19 protein-coding genes and 1 tRNA gene are annotated in these 24,554 nt (G+C 45.4%); 10 read left to right on the top strand and 10 right to left on the bottom strand.

Annotated elements, in window-relative coordinates:
• Positions 1–143: 143 nt before the first annotated feature.
• The 5 genes from D082_RS05830 (at position 144) to D082_RS05810 (ending at position 11,324) form a co-directional block, all read left to right on the top strand.
• Positions 144–1,664 carry a class I SAM-dependent methyltransferase gene (locus D082_RS05830; protein ID WP_028948776.1) on the top strand — a complete coding sequence of 507 codons (1,521 nt, stop codon included), beginning with the start codon at positions 144–146 and terminating at the stop codon, positions 1,662–1,664.
• Positions 1,665–1,805: 141 nt separating this feature from the next.
• Positions 1,806–5,330, top strand: a complete 3,525-nt coding sequence (locus D082_RS05825; RefSeq protein ID WP_028948775.1) for a glycosyltransferase — start codon at positions 1,806–1,808, stop codon at positions 5,328–5,330.
• The gene (locus tag D082_RS05820; protein WP_028948774.1) at positions 5,327–8,317 is read left to right on the top strand and encodes a glycosyltransferase; all 2,991 of its coding nucleotides are present in this window, start codon (positions 5,327–5,329) and stop codon (positions 8,315–8,317) included. The genes D082_RS05825 and D082_RS05820 overlap by 4 nt, the downstream gene beginning before the upstream one ends.
• A 6-nt stretch (positions 8,318–8,323) precedes the next feature.
• A complete protein-coding gene (locus D082_RS05815) occupies positions 8,324–9,484 on the top strand; it encodes an FkbM family methyltransferase (protein ID WP_028948773.1) in 1,161 nt (386 codons plus the stop codon).
• Positions 9,485–9,497: 13 nt separating this feature from the next.
• Complete coding sequence (locus D082_RS05810) at positions 9,498–11,324, top strand: hypothetical protein (RefSeq protein ID WP_028948772.1); 1,827 nt, start codon at positions 9,498–9,500, stop codon at positions 11,322–11,324.
• Positions 11,325–11,493: 169 nt separating this feature from the next.
• Here the strand turns inward: D082_RS05810 and smpB are convergent, their stop codons facing one another.
• The 5 genes from smpB to D082_RS19285 form a co-directional block, all read right to left on the bottom strand.
• Positions 11,494–11,958, bottom strand: coding sequence for an SsrA-binding protein SmpB (gene smpB, locus D082_RS05805; RefSeq protein WP_028948771.1), 465 nt, complete (start codon positions 11,956–11,958; stop codon positions 11,494–11,496).
• A 111-nt stretch (positions 11,959–12,069) separates the two neighbouring features.
• Positions 12,070–12,393 (bottom strand): DUF760 domain-containing protein, encoded by a 324-nt coding sequence (locus tag D082_RS05800; RefSeq protein WP_028948770.1) that lies wholly within the window; start codon positions 12,391–12,393, stop codon positions 12,070–12,072.
• A 244-nt stretch (positions 12,394–12,637) separates the two neighbouring features.
• Positions 12,638–12,710: transfer RNA gene (locus D082_RS05795), tRNA-His, on the bottom strand.
• 53 nt (positions 12,711–12,763) lie between these two features.
• Positions 12,764–13,150, bottom strand: a complete 387-nt coding sequence (locus tag D082_RS05790; protein ID WP_028948769.1) for a DUF309 domain-containing protein — start codon at positions 13,148–13,150, stop codon at positions 12,764–12,766.
• A gap of 45 nt (positions 13,151–13,195) precedes the next feature.
• Positions 13,196–13,324, bottom strand: coding sequence for a hypothetical protein (locus tag D082_RS19285; RefSeq protein WP_255356936.1), 129 nt, complete (start codon positions 13,322–13,324; stop codon positions 13,196–13,198).
• Here D082_RS19285 and D082_RS05785 point away from each other — a divergent pair.
• Positions 13,323–13,553 (top strand): DNA-directed RNA polymerase subunit omega, encoded by a 231-nt coding sequence (locus D082_RS05785; protein WP_028948768.1) that lies wholly within the window; start codon positions 13,323–13,325, stop codon positions 13,551–13,553. The two genes, D082_RS19285 and D082_RS05785, sit on opposite strands and share 2 nt — an antisense overlap.
• Positions 13,554–13,565: 12 nt before the next feature.
• Positions 13,566–14,192 carry a hypothetical protein gene (locus D082_RS05780; protein WP_028948767.1) on the top strand — a complete coding sequence of 209 codons (627 nt, stop codon included), beginning with the start codon at positions 13,566–13,568 and terminating at the stop codon, positions 14,190–14,192.
• 569 nt (positions 14,193–14,761) lie between these two features.
• Here the strand turns inward: D082_RS05780 and D082_RS05775 are convergent.
• The 5 genes from D082_RS05775 to D082_RS05755 all read right to left on the bottom strand — a co-directional run bounded on the left by D082_RS05775 (position 14,762) and on the right by D082_RS05755 (position 20,032).
• Positions 14,762–15,208, bottom strand: coding sequence for an NUDIX hydrolase (locus D082_RS05775; protein WP_028948766.1), 447 nt, complete (start codon positions 15,206–15,208; stop codon positions 14,762–14,764).
• A 4-nt stretch (positions 15,209–15,212) separates the two neighbouring features.
• On the bottom strand, positions 15,213–16,598 hold the full coding sequence (argH, locus tag D082_RS05770) for an argininosuccinate lyase (RefSeq protein ID WP_028948765.1): 1,386 nt from the start codon (positions 16,596–16,598) through the stop codon (positions 15,213–15,215).
• Between the two features lie 80 nt (positions 16,599–16,678).
• Positions 16,679–16,939: a hypothetical protein gene (locus D082_RS05765; protein WP_144428715.1), complete on the bottom strand. Its 261-nt coding sequence runs from the start codon at positions 16,937–16,939 to the stop codon at positions 16,679–16,681.
• 21 nt (positions 16,940–16,960) lie between these two features.
• Complete coding sequence (locus tag D082_RS05760) at positions 16,961–18,325, bottom strand: PP2C family protein-serine/threonine phosphatase (protein ID WP_028948763.1); 1,365 nt, start codon at positions 18,323–18,325, stop codon at positions 16,961–16,963.
• A 351-nt stretch (positions 18,326–18,676) separates the two neighbouring features.
• Complete coding sequence (locus tag D082_RS05755; RefSeq protein WP_028948762.1) at positions 18,677–20,032, bottom strand: TIGR03279 family radical SAM protein; 1,356 nt, start codon at positions 20,030–20,032, stop codon at positions 18,677–18,679.
• An 830-nt stretch (positions 20,033–20,862) separates the two neighbouring features.
• On the opposite strand from D082_RS05755, the gene D082_RS05750 reads away from it, so the two are divergent.
• The 3 genes from D082_RS05750 (at position 20,863) to D082_RS05740 (ending at position 24,547) form a co-directional block, all read left to right on the top strand.
• Positions 20,863–23,205 (top strand): ribonuclease R family protein, encoded by a 2,343-nt coding sequence (locus D082_RS05750; protein WP_028948761.1) that lies wholly within the window; start codon positions 20,863–20,865, stop codon positions 23,203–23,205.
• A gap of 129 nt (positions 23,206–23,334) precedes the next feature.
• Positions 23,335–23,721, top strand: a complete 387-nt coding sequence (locus tag D082_RS05745; protein ID WP_028948760.1) for a hypothetical protein — start codon at positions 23,335–23,337, stop codon at positions 23,719–23,721.
• A gap of 535 nt (positions 23,722–24,256) precedes the next feature.
• Positions 24,257–24,547 carry a putative toxin-antitoxin system toxin component, PIN family gene (locus D082_RS05740; RefSeq protein WP_255356949.1) on the top strand — a complete coding sequence of 97 codons (291 nt, stop codon included), beginning with the start codon at positions 24,257–24,259 and terminating at the stop codon, positions 24,545–24,547.
• Positions 24,548–24,554 lie beyond the last annotated feature (7 nt).

The following is a 24,554-nucleotide window of genomic DNA, read 5'->3' as shown; positions in this document are numbered from 1 at the left end:
GGATTAACCCCCCTCATCCCCCACCGTTGGGGGGAACCGGAAAAAGGCTATATTATGAGGGATTAGCTTTTCTTATTTGTCTAAAGTTATAGGTTTCTTGTAAGCTAAGGGCTAATCTTGACCCCTATGGAAAATCAGAAGCCATGACTTGGAATGAGGGCTACGTCCTAGAAGTTAACTATACCTGTGGTTTTTATGGGGAACTAAGTCCCCTCAAATTAGCCCTAGCCGCCACCCTCAAGTCCCTACAATCTCCCCATTTGGAAAAGAACTTTAATTACTGCGAACTAGCTTGTGGCCGGGGTTATTCTACCAATTTGTTAGCAAGCTGTTATCCCCAAGCTCAGTTTTACGCCAATGATTTTAACCCCAATCACATTGTTGAAGCCCGCACTTTAGCGGAAACAGCTGGCACTAAAAATGTCCACTTTTTTGACGATAGTTTTGAGGAATTTATTAATCAGGATTTACCTCAATTTGATTTTATTGTTCTCCATGGTATCTACAGTTGGATTACGCCAGGGAACCGCCAGGCGATCGTTAACTTCATCCGTCAAAAGCTAAAAGTGGGAGGCTTGGTCTACATTTCCTATAACACCCTGCCTGGCTGGGCCGCGGCCCGACCCATGCAAGCTCTGATGCTTCGTTACGGGCGCAGCTCATCTGAACCTATTCTTAGTCGTATCGAAAAAGCTCTAGGTTTTACCGAGCAAATGTTGGAAGCGAAGGCTACTTATTTCACTCAGAATCCGATTTTAAAACCCCGCTTGGAAAAACTCAAAGAGCAAAACCGCTATTATTTAGCCCACGAGTATTTTAATGAAGAATGGAATGCTTTTTATTTTGATGAAGTAGCCAAGGAGTTGGAGGAAGCAAAACTTAATTTTATGGGGTCGGCCCATCTGATTGACTATGTGGACGCAGTGAATTTATCCAGCGCGGCCCAAACTCAACTATCCCAAGTAACGGATCCAATTTTTCGGGAGGTAGTACGGGATTTCTTCTTAAATACCCAGTTCCGGCGAGATATTTTTACCCGAGGTAAACTTTCTCTGTTACCCCAAGAACACTTACGGGCCCTACAAGGTCTGCGTTTTGCTCTGGTAACATCCCTCAAATCAATCAAATTTAAACATCAATTTCCTTTGGGGGAAGTGCAGCTCCAGGAAAATGTTTATCGCCCCATTTGTGAAGCCCTAGAGAATGGTCCTCTGACCCTGGGAGAACTGCAAAAAGATGGTAAAACGAAGGATATTACCTTAAACAGCCTTTACCAAGCCTTAATTCTCATGACCGGCATTGGCTATGTCCATCCTGCGGTAAATGAAACAGTACGTAAACAAAGACAAAAATCCACCGATACCTTTAACAGTGCCGTCAAAGCAAAATCTCTCTACAGCGATGAAATGACATTTTTAGCTTCTCCCCTAATTGGCACAGGCGTTGCTGTCAATCGTCTGGAACAACTACTGCTATTAGCGAGAGAACGTAAACAGGATGGCCCCCAATTTATCTGGCAAATACTTTCCAATCAAGGCAAGAAAATTATTAAGGAAGGAAAAACCTTGGAAACAGAAGCTGAAAATTTAGAACATCTCAAAAATGTAGCAGAGGATTTTAATCGCGATCGCCTACCGCTATTGACCAAGTTAGGCATTAGCTAACCTTGCTTAGCTTAGTTTACTAATTAAATATGGCCACTAAGCAGTAGCTGACTTGCCGTAGTTATACCCTAGTTATCTAGGTTGACTGGCTTCTCCATTCCCACCGAACTGGAGAAGAGCCACTTTTATTTTTTTCCAGTAATGAAGAAATTTGTTGTTATTGATCATTCCCTGTGTAACCTGCAAGGACACCATTATGAATGCAGTATTGCTGTGGCAGAAGCAGCAGAAAGAAAGGGTTATGAACCAATTATCATTGCCAACAAAGTTCTAAATGATTCTTTAGCAATTGAAAATATCAAAATCATCAAAGCTTTTGAAGTCGACTGGTTTAACCAGCCAGTCAATATCGAAGAGGAAAAATCTCTTATTCCTGTTTCACCCAAGCCAAAACAACCCTGGCAGCAACGATTGCGTTACCAACTCTATCTATGGCAACAAGATTACCGGGAATTAAGAATTCTATTAGAAAAAGTAGAAGGTAGCACCCGACGATTAAAAGAATGGTTTAAAGCAGATCTGCGCTCCTTGCGGTCTATACCCTTGGCAAATACAACTTGGGGTTTATTAAAAATTGTTTGGGGAATTACTCGTTTGATCACTAAAATCCCCTTAAAAATAACCAATCAAATTATCACTGAAACCGTTAATACAATTTTCAATAAAGTTGGTAAACCCAGAGAAAAAATCACCGTAGAACCTAGGAGTTTTGTCCAAACCCTAGGGGAGGTTTTATCAACTTTAAAATTAACTTCAGGAGATCAAGTTCTAATTCATACTTTTGGCATTGAACAATTAGAAGAATTATTTTATTTTTTGGCCCATCAAAATCCTACTGATTTACCCACCTATCACTTATTGTTTAGGCGAGATACCGAAGATCCTCTAGTGGTCAATGCTAAGGGGATGGGATTACAAAAATGCTTGGAAGGTTTTTGTCAAACCCAACTTTGGCCAGATAAAATCCGCTTTTACACGGACACCGCCGATTTGGTCAAAAAATATAACCAACTTAGTCTAGCTAATTTTGTTCAAGTTCCCATTCCCTTTCGTCAAGAAAAGTTGTGTCTAGAAGATTTTAGTCAGAATAATACGAATTATATTCATATAGTTTACCTAGGGGATGCTAGATCAGAAAAAGGTTATCAACATTTACCAGCTTTAATCGAAGATTTATGGCCAGACTATCTTAAGCCGGGTTTAGCAAAGTTTACGATTCAGTCTAACTATAATGTTACCGGGGGAGAAGCGACAGTTTTAGAAGCAAAGCTTAAACTTTCTCAGTATCCCCGTAGTGCGGTGGAATTAATTGACCATGCCCTTAAACCCGATGATTATTACCGTTTACTTACCTCGGCAGACATAGTGGTATTGCCTTATAATCCTACCAATTATCAACGTACTTCGGGGGTATTAACGGAGGCGTTGGCCGCGGGTAAACCAGTGGTGGTACCCCAAGGAAGTTGGTTAGCAGAGCAGGTTGATCTAACCCGAGCCGGTATATATTCAAGTCCCTCAAATTTGCCTATATCTGTTCGATATGTATTGGAGAATTTAGCGAATTTAACGAAAAAAGCTGAAGAATTTAGTCATCATTGGCGGTCGTGTCAATCTCCGGATTATTTTTTAGAATGCCTACTCAGACAACCTGTAATAGTCCCCGGGAAAACTGTTCAGATTAAATCTGAAAATTTGACCATTGCTTCGATACTGATAGTCATTTCCTTAGACAAATTACTTGATAGGCGTAATGTTAATATAATTAGGCATTTTTGTCGTTGTGGTTATGAAGTCTACGGTATTTTTTATCGTCAACCAGAACATAGTTCTTCTCCAGAAGATGTTTATTTATTTGATAATTTACAGCAACTTGGCTTGAAACAACATTGGATCTTACAAGATTATTATACAGCTGACAATTTTTACATCAATTTTGCCAAAAATTCTACCCATTTATCTCCGGAACAATGTGAACAATATTTGCGGGATTATTACCATCACCAATCCACCTTAATTACAAATTGGGTGCAATCAGCGGGATTGATTATTCCACCAGAATTACAAAATAATATTCAAGGTAATATTGATTTAATTTATGTAGATTCATTCTTTTGTCAACATCATCTAAAAAAATTAGGTTTGGATTTAGCTAAAACCATATTAGCGGTGGATAAATTCTATGCCTACGATGATGCACTCCGCCAGAAAAGAGAGGTTATATATCAGGATTTACAATGGGAAATAAATCAACTGAAATTATTTTCAGTTTTACTCACCACCCTTGAATCCTTAGCCTTTAAGTTACAGGAACTACAACCCCAAGCAGAAGTTTATTCGCTAAGGACCACTGATCAGGGCATTGACTATGATCAGTTAAACCAAGCCATTACTTATCTTCTTGGGGAGAAAGTCCTGATTGCACCTAAAAGCAAAAATGTTGTTAAAAAGGTTGTCATGCTTTATCCCTGGGGAGACATTGAGGAAAGGTGCAGTGGGGCCAGCCAAAGGTCAGGAAGGGTAGCAGATTTTTTGGCCAGTGAGGGTTTAGACGTGACTGTCTTGAGCGTTGGCGATCGCCAGAGTAATTGGCATGGCCAAGTTCATTACCGTTATTTCAAGTCAGGGTTTCCCCAGGGAGAATTGGTTCAAAAAGTTTACCAAGAAGCATTTCTGAGCTGGCAAAAAATGCTGAATATTTCTTTATCTGATAATAGCAATTCTTCCACTCTATCCCGACAACAATTAACAGAAAATTGGCTACCTTGGATTTACTATAGCAGCCGTTTTGATGCTAGGTTTCAAGAAATACTAGAAAGGGTGATTGACGGAGCAGATGCGGTACTGCTGGAATATCCTTTTTGGGCGGCGATCGCCGGGCCCATTTGTCGTAATCGGGGCGTAAAACTGATTCTCACAGCCCATGACGTGTTGGCCAAACAATTACCTACGGATAGCTGGCTAGCCCAGATTGCTCTAGCGGAAGAGTTACAGGCTTTGCAGGAAGCCGATGAAGTGGTGACCCTTTCCCCAGAAGACCAAGCATTTTTCCGGAGTTATAACATTGGGAGCCATTATGTTCCCATCGGTTTAGATGTGGCATCCTATCCAACTTCTGCTGACCCAGAACCAACCCAGGCAATTCTAGAATCCCTGGATACGGCCATTAATTGGCGTCAACCCTTCTGTTTATTTGTCGGCAGTCAACATCTACCCAATGTCAAAGCAGTGGAGCAGATTCAAACCCTAGCTCAGGCTGGGGGCGGCCATTGGCAGGCGATCGCCGTCGGTGGTTGCTGTCCATCTAAGCAAGAACGAAACTTTTTTGCCCTAGGGAAAGTCTCCGATTCCGTTCTCCAAGCCCTTTATCGGCGGGCGGCACTGGTATTAATCCCCCTGGAGACAGGTACTGGCATGTCCGTCAAAACCCTAGAGGCAATGGCTTATGGTAAGGTAATCCTCGGCACGGCGATCGCCTTTCGGGGTTATCCTGTGGAGTCGGAGGTGCATTGTTTAATTAACAATAATTTAGCAACTTATATCGGGGTAATTGAAGATATTATTCAGCATCCCCATCGGTATGAGCAATTGGGTAATTCCGCCCGCAACTTTGCCCAAAATTATGACCATCGTCAGCTTTATCAAACCTATCTAGATTTGCTTTCATGAAGGTATTAATCACAGATTTTGACCTATTTGCCAAAGTAGGTGGTGGGCAAACTTTTTACCGTAGTTTAATTCGTAAAAATCCCAACATTGATTTCTATTACCTGATTGAAAAGGAAAGCAGTGGGACGAAGCGTCCTGATAATGCCTACGGAGTCCCTTTTCAGGAAAAATATTTCCTCGCAGATCTAAATAACTTTTTTGATGTCAATCCCCCCAAATGGGTTTACCGTTCCTTTGTTAGGGCAAGCAACATTGCAGCTTCTCTCAGTGGTAGGGAATTCGATTTAATTGATTCCCCAGATTATGAACAATGGGCTATCTTTCTTCGTCCTGCCCTTGATTATCACCGGGTTAAGTTCGATAAAATTGCCCTTTCCCTCCACGGCAAAATTTCCACAACTTTAAAGTTAGATTGGTTCAACCAAGGCAAAGAAAATATCCCCCTGGATCTAGAAGAATTAAAGCAATATGCCACCGTCGATCTGCGCTACGGCATCAGCAAGAGTTATATCGATGAATGGCAAGCTCTCAGTCCATTTTCTGCCCATTATTACCATCCTCTCCACTTTTTTGAATTACCCCAACCCCTAGAAGAAATTGCCAGTGGCGATCGCCCTAATTTAAATTTTATTGGTCGTACAGAGAGACGTAAAGGTCCCGATATTTTCATTGACTTAGCCTGGTGGCTGAATAAGGATTTGTATAACGAAGCCAATATCATTGGTCCCCATAGTTTTAACGATACCAGCACCATTTCTTCCGAAAGTTATCTGCGGAGTATGCTTGGCGATCGCCAAAGTCCAGTTAAATTTTTACCTCCCAAGCCTCCACAGGAATTGATGGGTCTATTTGCTCGCAAAACGGTTACCTTTGTGCCTTCCCGTTACGATACGCTCAACTTAGTTGCTCTAGAATCTCTATTTTCTGGTTGCCCCACTATTATTGGCAGTGGTGCGGGGGTTTGTCGCCTCCTGAAAGAGGATTTTCCCAGCATTCCTTTTGTGGAAATTGATCTGGATAATATTTACAGTTGTCTACCAGCCATTGAACATATTTTAAGGGACTACTCTGGGTATCGTAGTCAACTAGTAGATAAGGTAAAAAGTTCAGAAGCCGTCGCCAATGGCCCTGCCTTAGAAGAGATTTACCATCAACCTAGTCAGTATGAGCAAGAAATTAGAAACGAGTTACAAAGTTGGTACAACCAGCTAATGGGCTACTGGGTCAGCACCCAAGAAAACGTCTCTTTCTTACAACCTCTGAAAGCCCAGCTAAAACCAACTCTTAAACAAATTAAAAATAACCTAAAGGGTACTGCTGGCCAGTTAAAGGGAAGGATTTTACAGCCCCTAGGGGATGACCGCAATGCCCAATTAGTTAAAGCTCCCAATTTGTTGAAAAAGTACAAAGAAACTTTCAATGCAACGGAACAGACCGCGAAAGATTTAGCTGAAAAAATCCAAATGGGATGGCGCTTAGGCTCCGGTTATGAATCGGAGTTCCAGGGGGTACGGGGTAAACTGGCCACTAATTACCGCATTGATCGGGTGCGACTCTGGCGGGAATTAGCTCGCATTGAAGAATTGCGGGGCAATACTTTGGTGTCAGCTACCTATAAACTTCGAGCCATGCGGGCACTGGGGGAAGACCAGTTTGATGATTTACCCTTTGTGTTGCGGACCCTAACAGAATACGGTTTCCCCAAGGAACAGGAAGCGGTATCGGCCCTTTATGGCCAACCATCGGAGCGGGAAGAGCGTTGCTATAGCTTAATTGAACAGGCTCGTTCGGATAATTTGATTAATCCTGCTGGGGATGAGTATGAGATTTGGGACGATCGCCGGGGGGAAGAACCGCGCCGGGCTACGATCATTGTTTCCCTTTACAATGCGGCGGCCAAATTGCCTCTATTTCTGCGGACACTACAACATCAAACCCTGATTAAGCGGGGAGAGGCGGAAGTGGTATTGGTGGATAGTGGGTCCCCAGGGAATGAGTATGAAGTTTTCAAAGCCCTCGCTCCGGAATTAGCCTATCCAATTTTGTATGTCCGATCGCCACAGCGGGAAACCATCCAAAGTGCCTGGAATCGGGGTATAAAGTTGGCGAAATCCCCATATTTAGCTTTCTTGGGGGTAGATGAAACCATTTTGCCCGACTGCTTAGAAATTTTAGCCGGGGAACTGGATCAAGACCCGGAGTTGGATTGGGCCATTGGCCATAGTTTGGTCACCAATGTAGACATGCAGGGGGGTTGGGTCAGTGACATTATGCCCTACGACCGCACCGGCTATGAACAGGATTTAGTTTACTTGGAAACCTGCTATTTATCATGGGTGGGGGCATTGTACCGTAGGTCAATCCACGAACGTTTTGGTTACTACGACCAAAGTTTTCGGGGGGCAGGGGATACGGAATTTAAAAACCGAGTGATGCCCTTCATTAAAAGTAAGGTAGTCGATAAGATGTTGGGATTATTTTGGAATTATCCTGATGAACGTACTACCCAAAGTCCCGCCACGGAAATTGAGGATATGCGGGCTTGGTATTTACATCGTACGTTGGCCGGTGTTAAATATGCTTTCCAACGGCGATCGCCAGGGGAAGTGGAGAATTTGCTTTACCATTGTTTAGGCTATCGTAAGTCCTACTGCAAACATGTTAGCACCGACTTTGATCACGCCTATAATCTGGGACTTTACCTAGAAAAAGTTCAACCCGATGCTGAAGCTTTAAAATACTTTGCTGGCATCAAGTCTTTATTGACCGCCTACCGTTCCTTGGACTGGTTCCCTAAACTATCCAAATTTTCTCCCCTCAACTCGATGTTAGCGGCCCGTAAACTAACTCAGCAATGGGAGCAGGAACATCAACAGTCTTGGCCCAAGGAGAGAATTTTTGCTCCCCGTTATTCCATCTTCAACGACAATCGCCACGAACAACATTCCTTTCTCTGGTTTACAGATATTACCACCTCTAAAAAATAATTAATTATGCTCAACAAAATCAAAGATAAGCTCAAGTATAAATTAGCCAAAATCCTTGCCCCAGAAATTGATAAAAAATTGGCTGTGGAAGAAAAATTAGCTTCCGTTCAACTGTTTGGCATTGCCCCCTGGTACCAGGAAAACCTCTGGGAACCACCGGTGCAGATAGTATTACGGGATCTTTGTAAACCTGGAGATATTGTTTTTGATGTGGGGGCAAATTTTGCTGGCTTGACCACTGTGATGTCCAGAATGGTAGGACCAAAGGGCATTGTTTGTGCTTTTGAAGCTAGTCCCCGTATTATTGACAAAACCCAACGTAATTTAGTTTTAAGCGGTTGCAATAACGTTCAACTTTTTCACCATGCAGTTTATTCCACTTCCCACGAAACGGTGAAAATTTATCTCGGAAGCCATCTCAATGACAGCATTTATAGTGAGAATGGGGAAGGTTCCACCTATGAAGTCAAAACCATTGCCCTAGATGACTTTATCGACCATACTAAGCTGGTGCCAAACCTACTAAAAATGGACATTGAAGGGGCAGAATTTGACGCTATTAAGGGGCTAGAAAAAACACTGATTGCCGCTAAACCTCATCTGGTTTTAGAAACCCAGCGAAATGACACCAGATGTTTAGATTTTCTGCGTAATTTAGGTTACGTTGCCATTGACGTTAATACCTACCGAGAAGTTAAATCTGCTGAGGATTATCCCGTGGGAGCGGACATTCGCAATAATCTCTATATCCATGGCGATCGCCTGGGGGAAACTCCCTACCAAGCACCATTCCAATTTGTAAGTCAGAGCATATTAGGACCAGAGGACTTTAAGCGAACTAAAGACGGCTCTGCCCTGTTGAAAAACAGTCTTATTTTGCCTAAAGGTCGGTATCTAATTGATTGGGATTTCACCGCCGAAGGCACCGACAATGATTTAATGTGTGGGGTTAAAGTTAATGAAAAAGTAATATTTCGTTACCATGCCTTTAGTCAATTGTTAGCCTCTAGCTACCGAGATTGGGTGATAAATTTACCTGAAACTAGTGAAATTCAACTGTATTTTGAATTCCAACATGGTACCCAAGATCCTACTTTGACCATTAATAGCGCCAAAATCACTAAAATCACCAACTTTGACTCTCTCCCCTCCGCCCTTTATTTCTAGTATTTAATCCCCAATGTTAGTTCCCCTCCTTGGTTTGGCGATCGGGCTCATACTGTTAATTTTTAGTTTTTCAGTGTACAAGGGAGTTTCGGCTGTGCGCCGCTATGCTTTCCTGAGCAAATTTGAAAATAACGTGCTCTTCATTTGGGGGAACATTTCCATTTCCCTGGCCGCAATGCTGGGCATCGCTGGTTATTGGAATGTATTTCAGGGGGACGATCTACGTTTGGGGAGAATTGTTTTATTGATTGTGGGGGCCACGGCCACTGCTTGGTCAATTTTGGAGACCTTAGATGTTAATCATCCTTTGAAGAAATTTGCTGTGGGCGCAAAGATCAAAAAAATAGGAGTGTTAAATATTATTGGTTACATTCTCAGTGGCGCGGCAGTTTTAACCTTAATTTCTATTTTTGGCATTGCTTTTTTTGACTATAACTATGGTGGGGATGCGTTCATGTACCATATCCCTTTTGCCGCTAGAATTTGGGGCATCATTCCACCGGAACAATACACGTTTGAATACTTTACAGAAAATCGATTTCTTGGTTTTCCTCTCTTGGCGAACTGGCTCCAGGGATTATTCTGGGTGGTTTTTAACCGCATTGAGGCGACTAATTTAGTTTCTTATTTTAGCTTAATAGTTTTAATCATTTATCTCGTAAAAGTTCCGAAGATTCCTTTTTATTTAGCTAGTCTTTCCCTGCTGGCCGTGCCGATGGTGCACATGCATGCCGCAAGAAGTTACATTGATTTGCCCGGCAATGTGGGGGTTAGCATCTGCATTTTAACCTTGTATTTACTCTACATAGATAGGATTAAACTTAATTTAAAAACTATCTCAATTTTATTCTTATCCGCATTTGTGGCGGCCAATATTAAACTACAACTAATCCCTGTAGTTTTTTTATTGATACTTTGCTCATTGCCACTTTTTGTTATTAACTACTGGCGAACAGATAAAACTCGCCAGGACAATTTGCTCAAACTAGCCCAGGTATTTGCCTTCGGTACCCTTGCTAGTCTGATTATCTTCTACAACCCCGTCAAGAATATTGTTCTCTACCAAAACCCGGCCTATCCCGTCAAAATTAGCATTGCCGGCCAGGTGCTTAATCATACTGAAGAATCCCCCAACTTCATGCACGAAAAGATTCGCCGATTACCACCCCCAGCCCGTTGGGGACAATCTTTACTAGAAATTAATGCCTTTGACGATCGCCGACCCTGGCGTTGGACATTGGCCATGGACTTTATTTCCTGGAATGAAGAACGCTTTGGCATGGGGGGATATTTTGGCGGCTATGTAATTTTTAATACTATACTTTTCGCATTTCTTTGCTGGAAAAATTGGCAGAAATCAACTAAGGTAGCCCTGGCTTTGATGCTAGTTATGTCAGTGGTAACTATGTGGATGCCCCAATCCTATGAATTGCGCTACTACATGTATTGGATGATTGTTTTTGTCAGTCTCAACGCCTATTTAGTTACCCGTTTTGCTGACCATAATCCCAACCCAAGAAATATTCTAAAGCCGCAATATTTTGGCTTAGTTGCCTTTATATTTATGATTATCTTTATTCACAAAACTAATAAGTTCTTTACCTATCCAGCTTTTCAACCCCTGACCCAACAGTTAGAAACCGCAGATTGGATGGTAAAAAAGGAAATTTTTAGTCAAATTAAAGACGGCGATCGGGTTTGCATTGTGGAAAAAGCCCCCTTTAGTTTCTTTTATAATTCCTATTTTCATCCCGGCCGAGAATATTCAGTACGGGCAGAATTTAATCTGGAAGATGAAAGAATGAAAGATAAGTGTGAAGGTCTAAAAATTCTTCGTTGATTCATTTACCGGCGGCGATCGTCCAAAACCCAACTGCCATAGCAAAGATCAGGACGCTTAGGACTAACAATCACTGAAAACCTTTCTAAATAAGGGGTCTAAAATTTAAAATGTCCTAAACAGCCCATTTTTTGCCATACCATATGGAGAATTAGGCTATTTTGGGCTGTTAACGCTTCATGGCCCGGGCCATATCCCGGTCGTCCTGACGACGCTTCAAGGTTTCCCGCTTGTCGTGGAGTTTTTTACCTTTGCCCAAACCCAGGGCAATTTTCACCCAACTGCCTTTGAAGTACATTTTTAGGGGCACTAAAGTCAGGCCTTTTTGCTCAACCTGACCAATCAGTTTGCGAATTTCCCAGTTATGCATTAACAAACGACGGGTACGGCGGGGGTCATGGTTAAAGAACTGACTACTTTTGTCGTAGGGGGAAATATGCACATTCATCAGCCAGACTTCTCCATCCCGCAAAAGGGCAAAGCCGTCGCGCAAGTTAACTTTACCGGCCCGAATGGACTTAACCTCAGTGCCTTGCAATTCAATGCCGGCCTCATAGGTTTCTAAAATTTCGTACAAAAAGCGAGCTTGGCGATTATCGCTGACAATTTTTATCCTTTCTTTTTCCTTAGCCATGGACCATCAATAGTATATCTGTTTGATTTTCGTGGAGTGGGTAAATGCAAGTTCTCCCATCGTCTGAACGCCATCAGCAGTGGTGCTCCCTAGCACTATGATCATCGGCTTCTAAAGATAATCTGAGTTGGAAAAGGATGACTCCAGATTCTTTCGTTGTTCCATACGACTAAGGAAGTAGCCCGTCATCATGGCCGAAGCTAGCAGATTGGCAAAATCTTCCCGGTCAGTGGTGATTTGCACATCGAAGTCGTCCATAGGAAGCATACCCACGAGGCCCTGCACGTTTTGGTGGATGATTTCCTTAATTTCAGAACTGGCGGACTGGGCAATCCAGGCAAGAGTTTCGGGATGCTGTTTTTGCAGATACTGGAGCAGAGTATTAACTTGTTGTTCTTCTTGTTCTGACGTATGAAAGTCAAAGTTAAATTCCATTATTACTCCCTAACTCCGAACTGATCGTTTAATCACTTGCATCATTTTCTACTATAACCGGTCGGGCAAAGTTTTGTAAAAATCACAGGAAACTGGGCTAGGCGAACCATGTGCTAAAGGAATTTAAGGTGAACTGTAAGTTTTGCTTTCACAGCCTCACCTACCGTCCTAAATGTAAATCAGACCCGGTCTATCTACTTGGCGAAAGAACCGCCATTTGAATTCTGAATAATCCTATGAAGAGGGCGAACGATGGGATTCGAACCCACGAGTGGAGGAACCACAATCCTCTGCCTTAACCCCTTGGCTACGCTCGCCGTTTCGCTTTCGGCATTAACAATGCTAGCACAGTGTTTGGATCTTTTTGGCCCTATTTTGACTCGACTTTAATTTGGGGTGCCAATTGCTCCTTTGATGCCTGGTCTAGCCATTGGGGCAATTTTTCGGGGGCAATGGCTTGCAAATCCTGTAACAGCAGAGCGCTAGTTTGGAAAAGGTTTTCTATGTCTACTCCTCGATGGTGGGGACGAAAATTCCGCAATCGACGGATGCCTTCCCCTAGTAATGTCACGGCTCCCCGCCAATTGTGATTGGAGAGATGGTAGTGGGCTACCGCAATTTGCAGAATACCTTGGTAAAAGTTTTTCTCCATCGGGTTTGCCTCCAGCCACACAGCTTCGAGGGTGTCATGGCAAGCATAAAAGTCTTGGCGGTTGAATTGTTCGATACCAAGGTCTAAGCCGATGTTTTCGTCCATGGTGATAATCCTTCTCAGGGATGTTGGAGATGGTACCGACCCCATCTAAATGGAGCTGGGTTGATTTTCCGCTAGACTGGGAAGCGTGTTGCCCAGATTTTGCCTGGATCTAGTTTCTCTCTGTTTTCTTCCCTCAATGGCGATCGCCATTTCTTCCTTTACTTTGTTTACCATGACCAAGCGTAGCAATTTGGATTCCAATCACATTATTTATCGTTCCGAAGAACTGCTAGAGGCAGCCTCAAACCGCTACAACATTACGGTGAGGGTGGCTAAGCGGGCCAAGGAAAATCGCTCGGAAGATTTTGATAGCATTGACGACCCCAACATGAAGCCTGCCATCCGCGCCATTATTGAAATGTCCGACGAGTTAACTCGCCCCGAAATTATTAGCGACAATTAACGTCTCAGTGCCATGTTTAAGCCCCTTTTCCCCCTCTCATTGCTATTGGGTTGTCTGAGCTTTTTGCTCACCATGCTACTCCATAGTCCTGGACAGTGGGGGGCAGTTTCCCAGGCCCAAGATTCCCAAGGGGTTCCTGCTGGGGGCTATACAGTGGTGGTGGAAATAATTGCCCAGCAAGTTTATAACCGCTTCCCCGATCTGCCCAAAGGCAATGATTATCGCCGTCAAAGTGACGGGAGTCCCGATCCGGATAACACCTTGATCAGTCGGATGATCCGCTATCACCGGGATATACAAAAAAGACCAACTCGTTATCGTTTTGATTGGCGTTTAACTCTGGCAGATTATCTTAATGCCAATGAGCAAATGGTGCCGGAACGTTATCCCGGTTTTTCCACCCTACAGGAAAGTCCCCTCGAAGGCGATCGCCAGTTGATTGCACAGCTGAATCGGAAACAACGGCAGGAATTGGTAGATTTTCTCGCTGAACTTTATCGACCCCAGGCCGGATCCAATGGAACGGAGCCTGGTTCAGGAGAACAGGGTGATCAAAACCAAACGCCCCCCCCGGCCGTTACAACTCCCAATCAACCTGGACTTTCCCAACCGGGAGATGCCCAATTGTTGATGCCCTAGCTCTTCAACTGTGGAGAATAAAACAAAAATAATTGAGAGTTTTAAGGCAGTGGTGAAAGGTGCCAGTTGCGTAGTATAGTCAATCAAAGTAAGATTGAGACGACTAGGGTCTTTACCAATGACGCTTTTAGCGCCGGTCAGTGTCTTACTCTCAATTAAATCAACTATAATTTCCTTCTATCATTGACTCTGGATTTGGCAAATATTGCCATGGTGATATCAACCATGGGGGCTAAGGAGCATGGACAAGGAATAATACCAGTTGATGAAAGAGATTTTCCCAAAGCAACTATTACCCACATATCCACCCATTCTCCGATGGCATTATGTGACAATGGGTAAATCCCCTAGGATTTAGACACATTTTTACTGCCGATTTCTGGCTTCACAGGATAGGTGTACGATAAAGAACTTCAAAGAGCTATAGTCATTTCTAGTAAGACTGAGGCAGTCAAATTCACTGAAAAGCTTACCAATAAACACTTAAGCAATCTCGAAATTATTTGAAATGACTATATCTTGGGGGATCAGAGATTCTGAGCCTTGGGTTATTAATTGAGCAAAAAATATTAACTAATAATCGTTTCCCCTCGGAAGAAATCCTGTAGCTGGCGGTCATGGTCATGGCTTAATTTCCCTAGGGGTAAATGTTCCGGCAAAAAGGCTTGTACCTGGGATATTTCCTGGCGATCGCCAACGAGTAAATGACCTTCTGCTTTAACTACTAGGGAAATGGTGATGGAGTGCATACGGGGATCCCGATCAGGACTGGAATAAACCCCCACCAGGCGATCGATTTTAATTAACCGCAAACCCGTTTCCTCTTGCAATTCTCGACTAGCGGTTATTTCTATGGTTTCTCCCCAGTCGATTAGGCCGCCGGGTAAGCTCCATTGCCCCGTATCCTGCCGTTTGACTAGGACTAGGGAACCATCTGACAGAACCGGGATTACCGTAACCGCTGACAGGGGACGACGGAGCAGTAATCTAATTAAAACCTGGGCGTATCTCCACACCAATTTAAGCCTGGCCTAACTCAGCTTTAGCGTTGGCGATCGCCATTTTTACCTGCTCAAAGCCCGTACCACCGTAACTGTTGCGGGCCGCCACCACCTGTTGGGGGGTAATGGCTTGGTAAATATCCTCTTCAAAGGCTGGATGGAGTTCTTGCCATTCCGTCATAGTCAAATCCTTGAGCAATTTCCCCGCCGCTAGGCTAGTTTTAACCACTTTCCCCACTAAGTTATAGGCTTCTCGGAAAGGCACTCCCTTGGCTGCCAGGTAATCCGCCACATCGGTGGCATTGGAAAAATCTTCCGCCACAGCTTCGGCCAACCGTTCTTGGCGAAAAACAATGCCTTCATCAAGCAAAATGGTCATGGCTTCCAGGCTCACTTGGACAGTTTTCACCGCATCAAATAACGCTTCTTTATCTTCCTGTAGATCTTTGTTGTAGGCCAGGGGCAAACCCTTCATCAGCACTAGCATTCCCTGCAGATGGCCCATCACCCGCCCTGCCTTACCCCGAATCAATTCCGGTACGTCTGGGTTTTTCTTTTGGGGCATAATACTCGACCCCGTGGCACAGCTATCGGTCAAACTGATAAAGCTAAATTCCTGGGAAGCCCAGAGGATCATTTCTTCGCTCAGCCGACTGAGGTGTACCATGATTAAACTGGCGGCGTTGAGAAATTCAATGGCAAAGTCCCGATCGCTCACCCCGTCTAAGCTGTTGGCGTAAACCCCTTCAAAGCCCAACAATTCTGCACTGTAATGGCGATCGATGGGAAAAGTTGTCCCCGCTAAAGCCCCAGAACCCAGGGGAGAAACATTAGTCCTGGCTCGAATTTCCCCCAACCGTTGCCAATCCCGTTGGGCCATTTGGAAATAGGCCAAAAGGTGATGGGCCAGACTGACTGGCTGGGCCCGTTGCAGGTGGGTGTAACCGGGAATGAGGGTTTCCACATTGGTTTCCGCTAGTTTGAGCAAAACTGCTTGGAATTCCCTTAACCTTTGGCGAATGTCATCAATTTGGGCCCGTAGGTAAAGCCGTACATCAGTGCCAACTTGATCATTACGGGAACGGGCGGTGTGGAGTTTTTTGCCCACATCCCCCACTAATTCCGTCAACCTCCGCTCCACGGCAAAGTGAACATCTTCCTGGTCTACTCCCGGGTTAAAATTGCCGTTCCGATATTCCTGGCGAATTTGTTCCAAGCCTTGCACTAACTGTGCCGCTTCCCCTTCACTGATAATGCCCGTTTTAGCCAACATTTTGCCATGGGCGATCGAGCCATCCAAGTCGTATTCAATTAGTTCGATATCAAAACCAATGCTGGCATTAAACAGAGTAATGGCGGGGTGCAAGGTGCCTTCAAAACGATCGCTCCAGGTTTTTTTTGTCATTGGAGATAGAAATTTTTTGATGGAAGAAGAACGGGAAGTGGTTTTTAAATTTTTAAAATTGTTACTGCTGGGTGGAAAGATCAACCCCCAGTGAAGCCCCGAAAACCCCATCCGAGGACAAAACCAATAATTAATGCCCAGACCTGGCCGGTTTTGATAAAATTGTTCCACGCATCCTGGAAATCCCCAAGAATATCGACCTCCCGAACTGACTGAGCAAAGAAGAGGGCTTGGTCAAAGCCATGGCCAAAAAGATTGGTATCGGCGAATAGATGGGCATTGATTATGCCATCAAAGGGAAAAGCGGTCAAAACCAGTTCTGCACATTGCCACATTGCCATTCGCTCCCAAACAGTTAAGGCTCACTCAGTCGATTTTACCCGCAGAACGACCAATGTCATATCGTCCCGGGCGGGCATTTTGTCGGTTTGATGACTATTCTCTGAGCCGACAAATGTTTCCACTGCTGTAAAAATTTCTGTCAGGATGCCCTGGGCTGTTTGGGAATTTTCGCAGGCGTGCTGGAAAGCTAAGCGGAGATTTTTGTCGTCGAACCGATCGCCTTTGGCATTACCGGCATCGGTCAGCCCGTCAGTATAATACAATAATACGTCGCCGGGAATTAGCTGAATTTGGGCATCCCGGTAGGTGGAATCGGACTCCAAACCAATCAAGGCCCCCTCCGTGTCTAAAGGAATTAAGCATTGGGGCGAATCACTACCCGCCCGCCACAGCAGAGGAGGATTATGGGCGGCATTGCTATAGGAAAGGATGCTAGTTTCCGGGTTATATTCCGAGTAGAACAGGGTAACGAAGCGGTGGGAATTTTCCAGGTCGGCGTACATTACCCGATTGAGGTGATTGAGAATTTGGGCCGGACTATGGCGATTGAGCACTTCCGCCCGGAGCATACCCCTGGTCATGGTCATAATCAACCCCGCTGGTACGCCTTTGCCCATCACATCGCCGATGACGATACTCCAGGGCACATCAATGTGGGTAATATTGCGGCATAACCAGTCCCCCTGGCGCAGTTGGTCATAGTTGGCGGGAATGAAATCATAGTAGTCTCCCCCCACTCGGCTGGCGGTTTTACATCGGGCGGCAATGTCCAGGCCGTTGATTTGGGGACAACACCGGGGCAAAAGTTGATTTTGGATTTCCGAAGCAATTTCCAACTCCCGGTCCTGACTTTCCCTGGATCTCAACTTCTGATTCAGATCACTATTGGCGATCGCCACGGCAGTTTGATCGGAAATTAGCTGTAGCAATTTGCGGCGGGTGGGGGTCCAGCTATAGTTACGGTCTTGGCTGAAAATGTACAGGCGGCCTACTTCCCGTTGATGGCTCAAAATGGGTGTGTTGTAACAGGCGATCGCCGGTAATTCCCGTCGTAAACTACAGTCGAAGTGAACTAAAATTCCAGAGGAGTCTACCGAAGGAGCCAAAGCACTCTGACGGGCCTTCTGCAAAGCTCCTTTGATGGTGCCTTTCAGGCCATGTTTGTGTCCATGGATTTGCTCAAAAACAACCATTTCCCCATCCCGCATCAGAACTAGTACACTCCCATCCGCGTCCGTTACCCTAGTGGCCATCAAGGGAGTCAGTTCCAAAAACTGATTAAGATTATGCAAACTCCGCAGAGCATAGCCCATGGCCCCCAGGAGGTCCTGTACCTTATTCTGCTCCCGGTACAACTTGGCCACCAGCTCCTTAAGAATAACTATGGGAGAAGTAGGGGGATTGACAAAATTGCCGGGGGGAATGGAGGCATCGGTGGACGGCAAACTAGGCACGAAGGGCATGGAGTACATCCAAGGAAAGCTAATTGGAGCAATAAAGAAAAAAGTCTATAGGATTCATCGACAGATTAACCAGTAAACCAGAGATCGGCGCAGAAAATGGCAAGAGCCCAAAGGTGCCCAGCCCAGCGAATGGCCCCGGCCATGGGGCAATGTCCAACTTAAACTAGTGCCTGGCCCATTGATTCCTGGAATGGGAAAACGGCAAAAACAGTTAGCGTCAATGGCGGCAAGGAGGACAAGCTGCCCCCTACTGTAAAAAACTAAGTAGGTTGTTTAGCAATGGTTCAGAACTGCCATGGGCTTGACACAATGTTCCAGCAAACTAGCCACATTGGCCACGGGATAAATGGTAGTCCCTAGCTTTTGGGCCACATCAGCCACCTGGAGATCGTCGAGAAAGCAAGTATCATCATGTTTCAACATCAGAGCAGGTAATAAAACACCATCCCCCAAGTCTCTGCCTGTCAATTTAGCGATTAAATCCTGCCCCGTCAATAGTCCCGTTACAGTAATTTCTTGGCCCCAGTAATTACTGTTCAATGGGGCTAAATTAACCGTTAAACCTTTGACTTGATTTAATTGTTCCACTAAGGGCTCAAATGCTTGTTCTACTGCATTGCCCACCACCCAGGTCCAGATTCTCTCCGGGGCGATCGCCGGCGGCAAAAATTCCCGGGCTTGTTGATGAAATTCCTTAATAAACTGACGGATAGAGCCCACCCCGTTGCCAATCTGGGGATAATCTTCGTAATGGGATTCTGGCGGTAATTCCCGGCGGGCAATGAGGAACCATTCATCAGCCAACCAGGCAAACTGACTGTCCCATTGTTGGGCAAATTCCCTCTGCAGGGCCTGAACTTGAGCAATTACCTCCACCGCTTTCTGCCGGCTAACAGGCACTAATTCATCTTCGGAGGGACGAAATCGAGTTAATCCCACTGGCACCACTGCCACTGAAATTACTGTGGGTACTTCCCCTTGGTGAAATTGGGCTAAATCCCGCAAGGTTTGTTCTAAATGTTGACCGTCATTGATGCCGGGGCACACCACCACCTGGGCATGGATTTGTAAGCGTCTTTCCCGGAACCAAGCCAACTGGTCTAAAATCTGACCGGCCCGATGATTTTTTAACAGTCTTTCCCGCACCGATGCCTCTGTCGCATGGATGGAAACGTAGAGGGGGGAAAGTCGCAACTGCTCTATCCGCTGCCATTCTTTGGCGCTTAGGTTGGTCAAAGTTAGGTAACTGCCGTAGAGAAAACTAAGGCGATAGTCATCGTCTTTGTAATACAAGCTCTCCCGCTTCCCTGGGGGTTGTTGGTCAATGAAACAAAAGGGACAGCGGTTATTGCACTGGATCAACCCATCAAATAAAGCAGTTTCAAACCCCAGACCCAGATCCTGGTCAAATTCCTTTTCCACCGCCAGTTCGTGCAGTTCCCCTTGGCTGTCCAACACATCCAATTCCAAATAGTCATCGGCGCAAAGAAACTGGTAATCAATCAAGTCCCTCGGTGCTTGGCCGTTAATTCGCACGATGGCATCCCCCGGTTCAAAGCCCATTTCTTCCCCCAGGGAACCTGGTAGAACAGTACTTATTTTGGCGGGGCGCAGGGAAGTTTCACTCATGGTTTACGGGGCAAAAATGGCGGCATTGTTGGCAAATATTAGGCAGTTATCAAAAACTTAACTAACACGGGCCGGAATTCCCTTTCCTCGCAAGCAAGCCTAGTGTGACGATTAGGGAGAAGTAGTTCACAACAGCCTTTGGGTACAAGGGGAAACGGCACTAAACTAAAGCTATTATTTGTGCTTACCTATTTTACCCCGGTTCATCGAACCAATCCTTAGCCAACCCTAGGGCAATGGGGCATGGCGATCGCCTGGGGCGACTCAATCGGCAATGGGACTAAAAGCCGGAAGTGTGGTCTAAATTATCCCAAGCCGCCAAGGCTAGGGTTGACAGCACCTATACTTAGAAAATTTATACCATTCAACTGGTTTCCCTCTCCAGAATTTATGGTTTTCGGAATTTTGTTTCCCAGGAAGAGCGAGAAGCTATGCTCCGCCACATTGAAGTCCTGTTTTATTTAATCTAGAAACCCCGAGCCGACGGGCTTTTGACAGAACACTAATGCTGTTGGTTAGAGTCGGGGAACCGTGAGGTTAGGCCCCTGTTTGATACAATTGAGGGTTGTTATGGATTGTCATCGTCGGATTTGCTTCCATCGGTGCATTGCCCTTAATACTGGTTTAATTGTCCCCTGCCATGGTTAACCCGCTTCCCAGGGATTGGTGGGGGAGGTAGTCCGTCTCTGAAACATCTGTACACCTGCAGTTGGACTGGTTCAGTATCCCCACTGAGGGCGGATTCCCACTACAAACTCAATGGTCAATGGCAAACCCGGCAATTCAATCACTTCCCTTCACCCCGTAAGCCCACCCCAGGATTCAGTTTCATGGATTATTCGATCGCCACACTTTTGTCCTATTTTGTTGACGACAAGTTAGTAGCGGGTAAATTTCTCGAAAAAAAACTAGGTTGCGAAAGCCCCGAAGCTATCGAGACCCTACAAATTGTCCTCGATGCCTTGGAAAAAATGGGGGTGTTGGTCAAAGAAAGGGGTAAATATAAACGCGTGGCTCGGGAAGATGTGGTGGAAGCCCGGTTACGTTGCTCCAGTAAGGGTTTTTGTTTTGCCATCCAAGACGATGAAGATGCCGCCGATATCTATGTCCGGGAAGGGAATCTCAGCAATGCCTGGAACGGCGATCGGGTTCTGGTGAAAGTGATCAAAGACGGTACCCGCCGTAAATCCCCTGAAGGGACTGTCCATCTCATTCTTGACCGGGCTAATCCCTCCCTTTTGGCCCAAGTGAAGAAAAATGAAGACCGTTATCGGGCCGTGCCCCTGGATGACCGTTTGTTGTTTGAGCTAGAGCTTCAGGATGAAAAGCAGAATTTAGCCGAAGCTGTGGATCATCTAGTCCATGTTTCCGTGCTCCGCTATCCCATTGCCCAGCATCCGCCCCTAGGGGAAGTCACCAAAGTACTGGGCAGTGACGCCGAAGCCGCCGCCGATACTGATATTGTTTCCTGCAAACATGATTTGCCCTTAGGCTGGACTCCGGAAGCCATCGAAGCCGTGCAAAATTTGCCCAAGGAAATTGAACCAGGAGAACTTAAGCAACGGCAGGATTACCGCAAACTAACATTGATCACCTTTGGCGATCGCCCCCGGGGTGAAACATTGCCCTGGCGGGAAGTGGCCTTGAGTCTGGAAAAACAAAAAAAACAATGGCAAGTGGGTATCCATGTCACCGACATCGCCCACTACATTGCCGAAGATAGCCTTTTGGATCAGTTGGCCCGTAAACGGGGCACCACCGTATACTTGGATGAACATATTTGTCCCCTTTTTCCCGAAGGTTTAACCGGCCGTTGTTCCCTTATTCCTGACGAAGACCGCCTAGCCTTATCTTTCTTTTTGACAGTGGACGACCAGGGGGAAGTAACGGGGTTTGAATACCACCGCAGTGTGGTCAAAGTTGATCGCCAACTGGATTTTAGTCAAGTGCAAACAGCTCTGGCCGAACTCGAATCGGTCGATGACGACCTGAAGCCCTACAGTGGCCTACTCCAGGAACTATTTTTTCAGATTTGCCCCCTAATTAAATCCCAACGTCTACAAAGGGGCAGTTTTAACCTGCAAACGGAAGAGCCGGCCCAGCGCCTCGATGAAGGCCGTTTGGGGGTAATTATGACCCAGGAAAGCCTACCCATTCGCAGTTTGCTAGCGGAACTGATGGTGGTATTACAGCGGGAAGTGGCCCTACAACTCCAAGCCCTGGGCATACCGGGTCTTTACTGTGGCCAGATAGCTCCAGAAGCAGAGGACCTTACGGACATTGTTAAGTTAGCGGAAAACCTTGATTTGGGTGTGAAAATTGACCTAGAAGGGGACATTATTCCCCAACACTACCATCACCTCAGCCAGGCGTTTGAATCCCTCCCGGCTAAAGCGGTACTAAACCATCTATTGGCCAACACCCTCAAAATCGAAAAATATTTTAGCCACCCCGCTCCCCACTTTGCCCTAGCCTATAATTCTGGCTATACCCATTGCATTTCGCCGGCCCAACGTTACGGGGATTTGGTGGTGCAAAGGTTGCTTAAACTGGTGCTCACTGAAGGCCGCGATCGCCGCACCAAACAAATGAAAACCGGGGTAGAACTAAATAGCCACACCTGCCGCAATCAAATTAATTGGAATGTATTGCCCCCGAACCTCCAGGAGGCCATTGAAGGGGATCTGCACCAGTTGGTGTTGGGACTCAATGACCGAGAGCAAACCGCAGAAGATGCGGAAAAAGACCTATCGGGACTGAAAAAAGCGGAAAAAATGAAAGCCCGCACTGGGGAAATTTTCCGCGGTTTAATTACTGGTGTTCAATCCTATGGCTTCTTCGTGCAAATTTTCGACCTACTAGCTGAGGGCCTAGTTCATGTTAGTTCCCTCAAAGATGACTGGTACGAGTTCCGCAGTCGCCAATGCGCTTTAGTCGGGCGTAAAAGTCGTACTTCCTACCGCCTAGGCAACGAAGTGGAGGTACAGGTTCGGAGCGTGGACTATTACCGTCAACAAATCGACCTTGGTGCAGTTAACAATGCCTCCAAAGATTCCAACAATGACCACTTGGATGATTATGACGAAGACGGAGATGAACAGGACCAGGATGGAATGGATTGGGATGCCATGGATGATGGGGATGACGACGAGGGGGGAGCAGTAATTTTTTAATTGTTCTCTATGGGCAAACGCCGAAAACCAGAGCAGAACAGGGCGGAGGCCATTGTCGCTGGGGCAAAAGTTGCTAGAATTTAACAATTCGCAATAAATTTTAACAATATCTCCCAGGAGCAACGATCAATGGCCGGATTATTTGGCTTATTTGGTAAAAAAGCGCAGTACGTCGAAGATATTGCATCCAATCCCCCTGCTCAACCGGTGAAGAAAGAGGCATTTTTCCTCGAAACTGACGACGCCAAAAGCTTGGGCAATGCTGAATACATGCGGACCCCCATCAAAATTAAACGGAGTTTTCCCAAAACCCTCAATTCCCAGGGGGCAGAAGTGGTCAAGGAAATTTCCGCCCTAGAAGTCAGAAAAATCCAGGCCAATGGCCAAGCCATACCCAGTGCAAAGACGGAGTCCACTCCTTCCCCAACAACCTCTAACCCAGTCAACGGCGATCGCCGTTCCAGCGACAAGGGTTTGGATATGTTCCGCCAGATGGCTAAGGACTTGAAAAAGTAAATCTGGCAAGGGTTAGCGGAAGTTTTCTGACCCTCCTTGCAAAATTAGCCGTGGGCCGGGTGCATTGCTCTTGCTTAGTTAGCAGAAAAATCGAGGCACTCGGTCAATTTTTATTTTCAAAGACAGCACGGTTAGACTGAGCATCAGAGCATGTTCTCTTCTAGCTAACCCATGATGGCAATGATAGCTTTTGCTCCCTCTTTCAGTCCATGGGCACCATTAATCAAGTTCTGACCGCCACTGTCACTTGAGATCAAATCCTAGGTCTTCCCCCAGAAATTAGAGCAAAACTAGTTCCCGGCGGAAACCATGGGGTTACAGCCCACGGAGATAAAATTGAGCTAACACGGTTTCCTGTCTTTGATTGGGAAAAGTGGGAGCATGGTTTACAGCGCAACGGTGAGGAGCTTACTAACGAGAAGCAGCATTATGAAAGTTCTCTGCGTAGTTGTGGCAAGGTTTACCAGAAAATCTAATAAAATTGGCCCGTGAAAAGGAAATTTTGAGCTGTACTTCCCTAGAAATTCTGTAGGAAATAGAAAAAGTTTTAAGTTACCAAAAGCTGCAAAAAAAGCTAACATTACTTTCTTTAACATCAGAGGAAGTTCTGCTTGGAATGAAGGAAATTTCTCTTGTTTATCCTATTTATCCTATCGAACCACTGGAAGTACCTGAACTAAAAGATCCCAACGATGCTATGGTTTTGGCCACGGCGATCGCCTCCCAATCTGATGTGCTCATTAGTGGCGACAGTGATTTACTTGTCTTGGAAGCGCATCAAAATATTCCTATCCTGACAGCAAAACAATTTTTAAATCGTCCTTAAATTTTCT

This window comes from Synechocystis sp. PCC 6714 (assembly GCF_000478825.2).
Lineage (GTDB): Bacteria > Cyanobacteriota > Cyanobacteriia > Cyanobacteriales > Microcystaceae > Synechocystis.
The sequence above is the reverse complement of the archived record's forward strand: the minus strand, read 5'-3'. Positions and strand labels throughout refer to the sequence as shown.

Excerpts from the sequence above, each read along its gene's own strand:
- D082_RS05830 (WP_028948776.1), top strand. The coding sequence starts at position 144 with ATGACTTGGAATGAGGGCTACGTCCTAGAAGTTAACTATACCTGTGGT.
- D082_RS05825 (WP_028948775.1), top strand. The coding sequence starts at position 1,806 with ATGAAGAAATTTGTTGTTATTGATCATTCCCTGTGTAACCTGCAAGGA.
- D082_RS05820 (WP_028948774.1), top strand. The coding sequence starts at position 5,327 with ATGAAGGTATTAATCACAGATTTTGACCTATTTGCCAAAGTAGGTGGT.
- D082_RS05815 (WP_028948773.1), top strand. The coding sequence starts at position 8,324 with ATGCTCAACAAAATCAAAGATAAGCTCAAGTATAAATTAGCCAAAATC.
- D082_RS05810 (WP_028948772.1), top strand. The coding sequence starts at position 9,498 with ATGTTAGTTCCCCTCCTTGGTTTGGCGATCGGGCTCATACTGTTAATT.
- smpB (WP_028948771.1), bottom strand. The coding sequence starts at position 11,958 with ATGGCTAAGGAAAAAGAAAGGATAAAAATTGTCAGCGATAATCGCCAA.
- D082_RS05800 (WP_028948770.1), bottom strand. The coding sequence starts at position 12,393 with ATGGAATTTAACTTTGACTTTCATACGTCAGAACAAGAAGAACAACAA.
- D082_RS05790 (WP_028948769.1), bottom strand. The coding sequence starts at position 13,150 with ATGGACGAAAACATCGGCTTAGACCTTGGTATCGAACAATTCAACCGC.
- D082_RS05785 (WP_028948768.1), top strand. The coding sequence starts at position 13,323 with ATGACCAAGCGTAGCAATTTGGATTCCAATCACATTATTTATCGTTCC.
- D082_RS19285 (WP_255356936.1), bottom strand. The coding sequence starts at position 13,324 with ATGGTAAACAAAGTAAAGGAAGAAATGGCGATCGCCATTGAGGGAAGA.
- D082_RS05780 (WP_028948767.1), top strand. The coding sequence starts at position 13,566 with ATGTTTAAGCCCCTTTTCCCCCTCTCATTGCTATTGGGTTGTCTGAGC.
- argH (WP_028948765.1), bottom strand. The coding sequence starts at position 16,598 with ATGACAAAAAAAACCTGGAGCGATCGTTTTGAAGGCACCTTGCACCCC.
- D082_RS05765 (WP_144428715.1), bottom strand. The coding sequence starts at position 16,939 with ATGGCAATGTGGCAATGTGCAGAACTGGTTTTGACCGCTTTTCCCTTT.
- D082_RS05755 (WP_028948762.1), bottom strand. The coding sequence starts at position 20,032 with ATGAGTGAAACTTCCCTGCGCCCCGCCAAAATAAGTACTGTTCTACCA.
- D082_RS05750 (WP_028948761.1), top strand. The coding sequence starts at position 20,863 with ATGGATTATTCGATCGCCACACTTTTGTCCTATTTTGTTGACGACAAG.
- D082_RS05745 (WP_028948760.1), top strand. The coding sequence starts at position 23,335 with ATGGCCGGATTATTTGGCTTATTTGGTAAAAAAGCGCAGTACGTCGAA.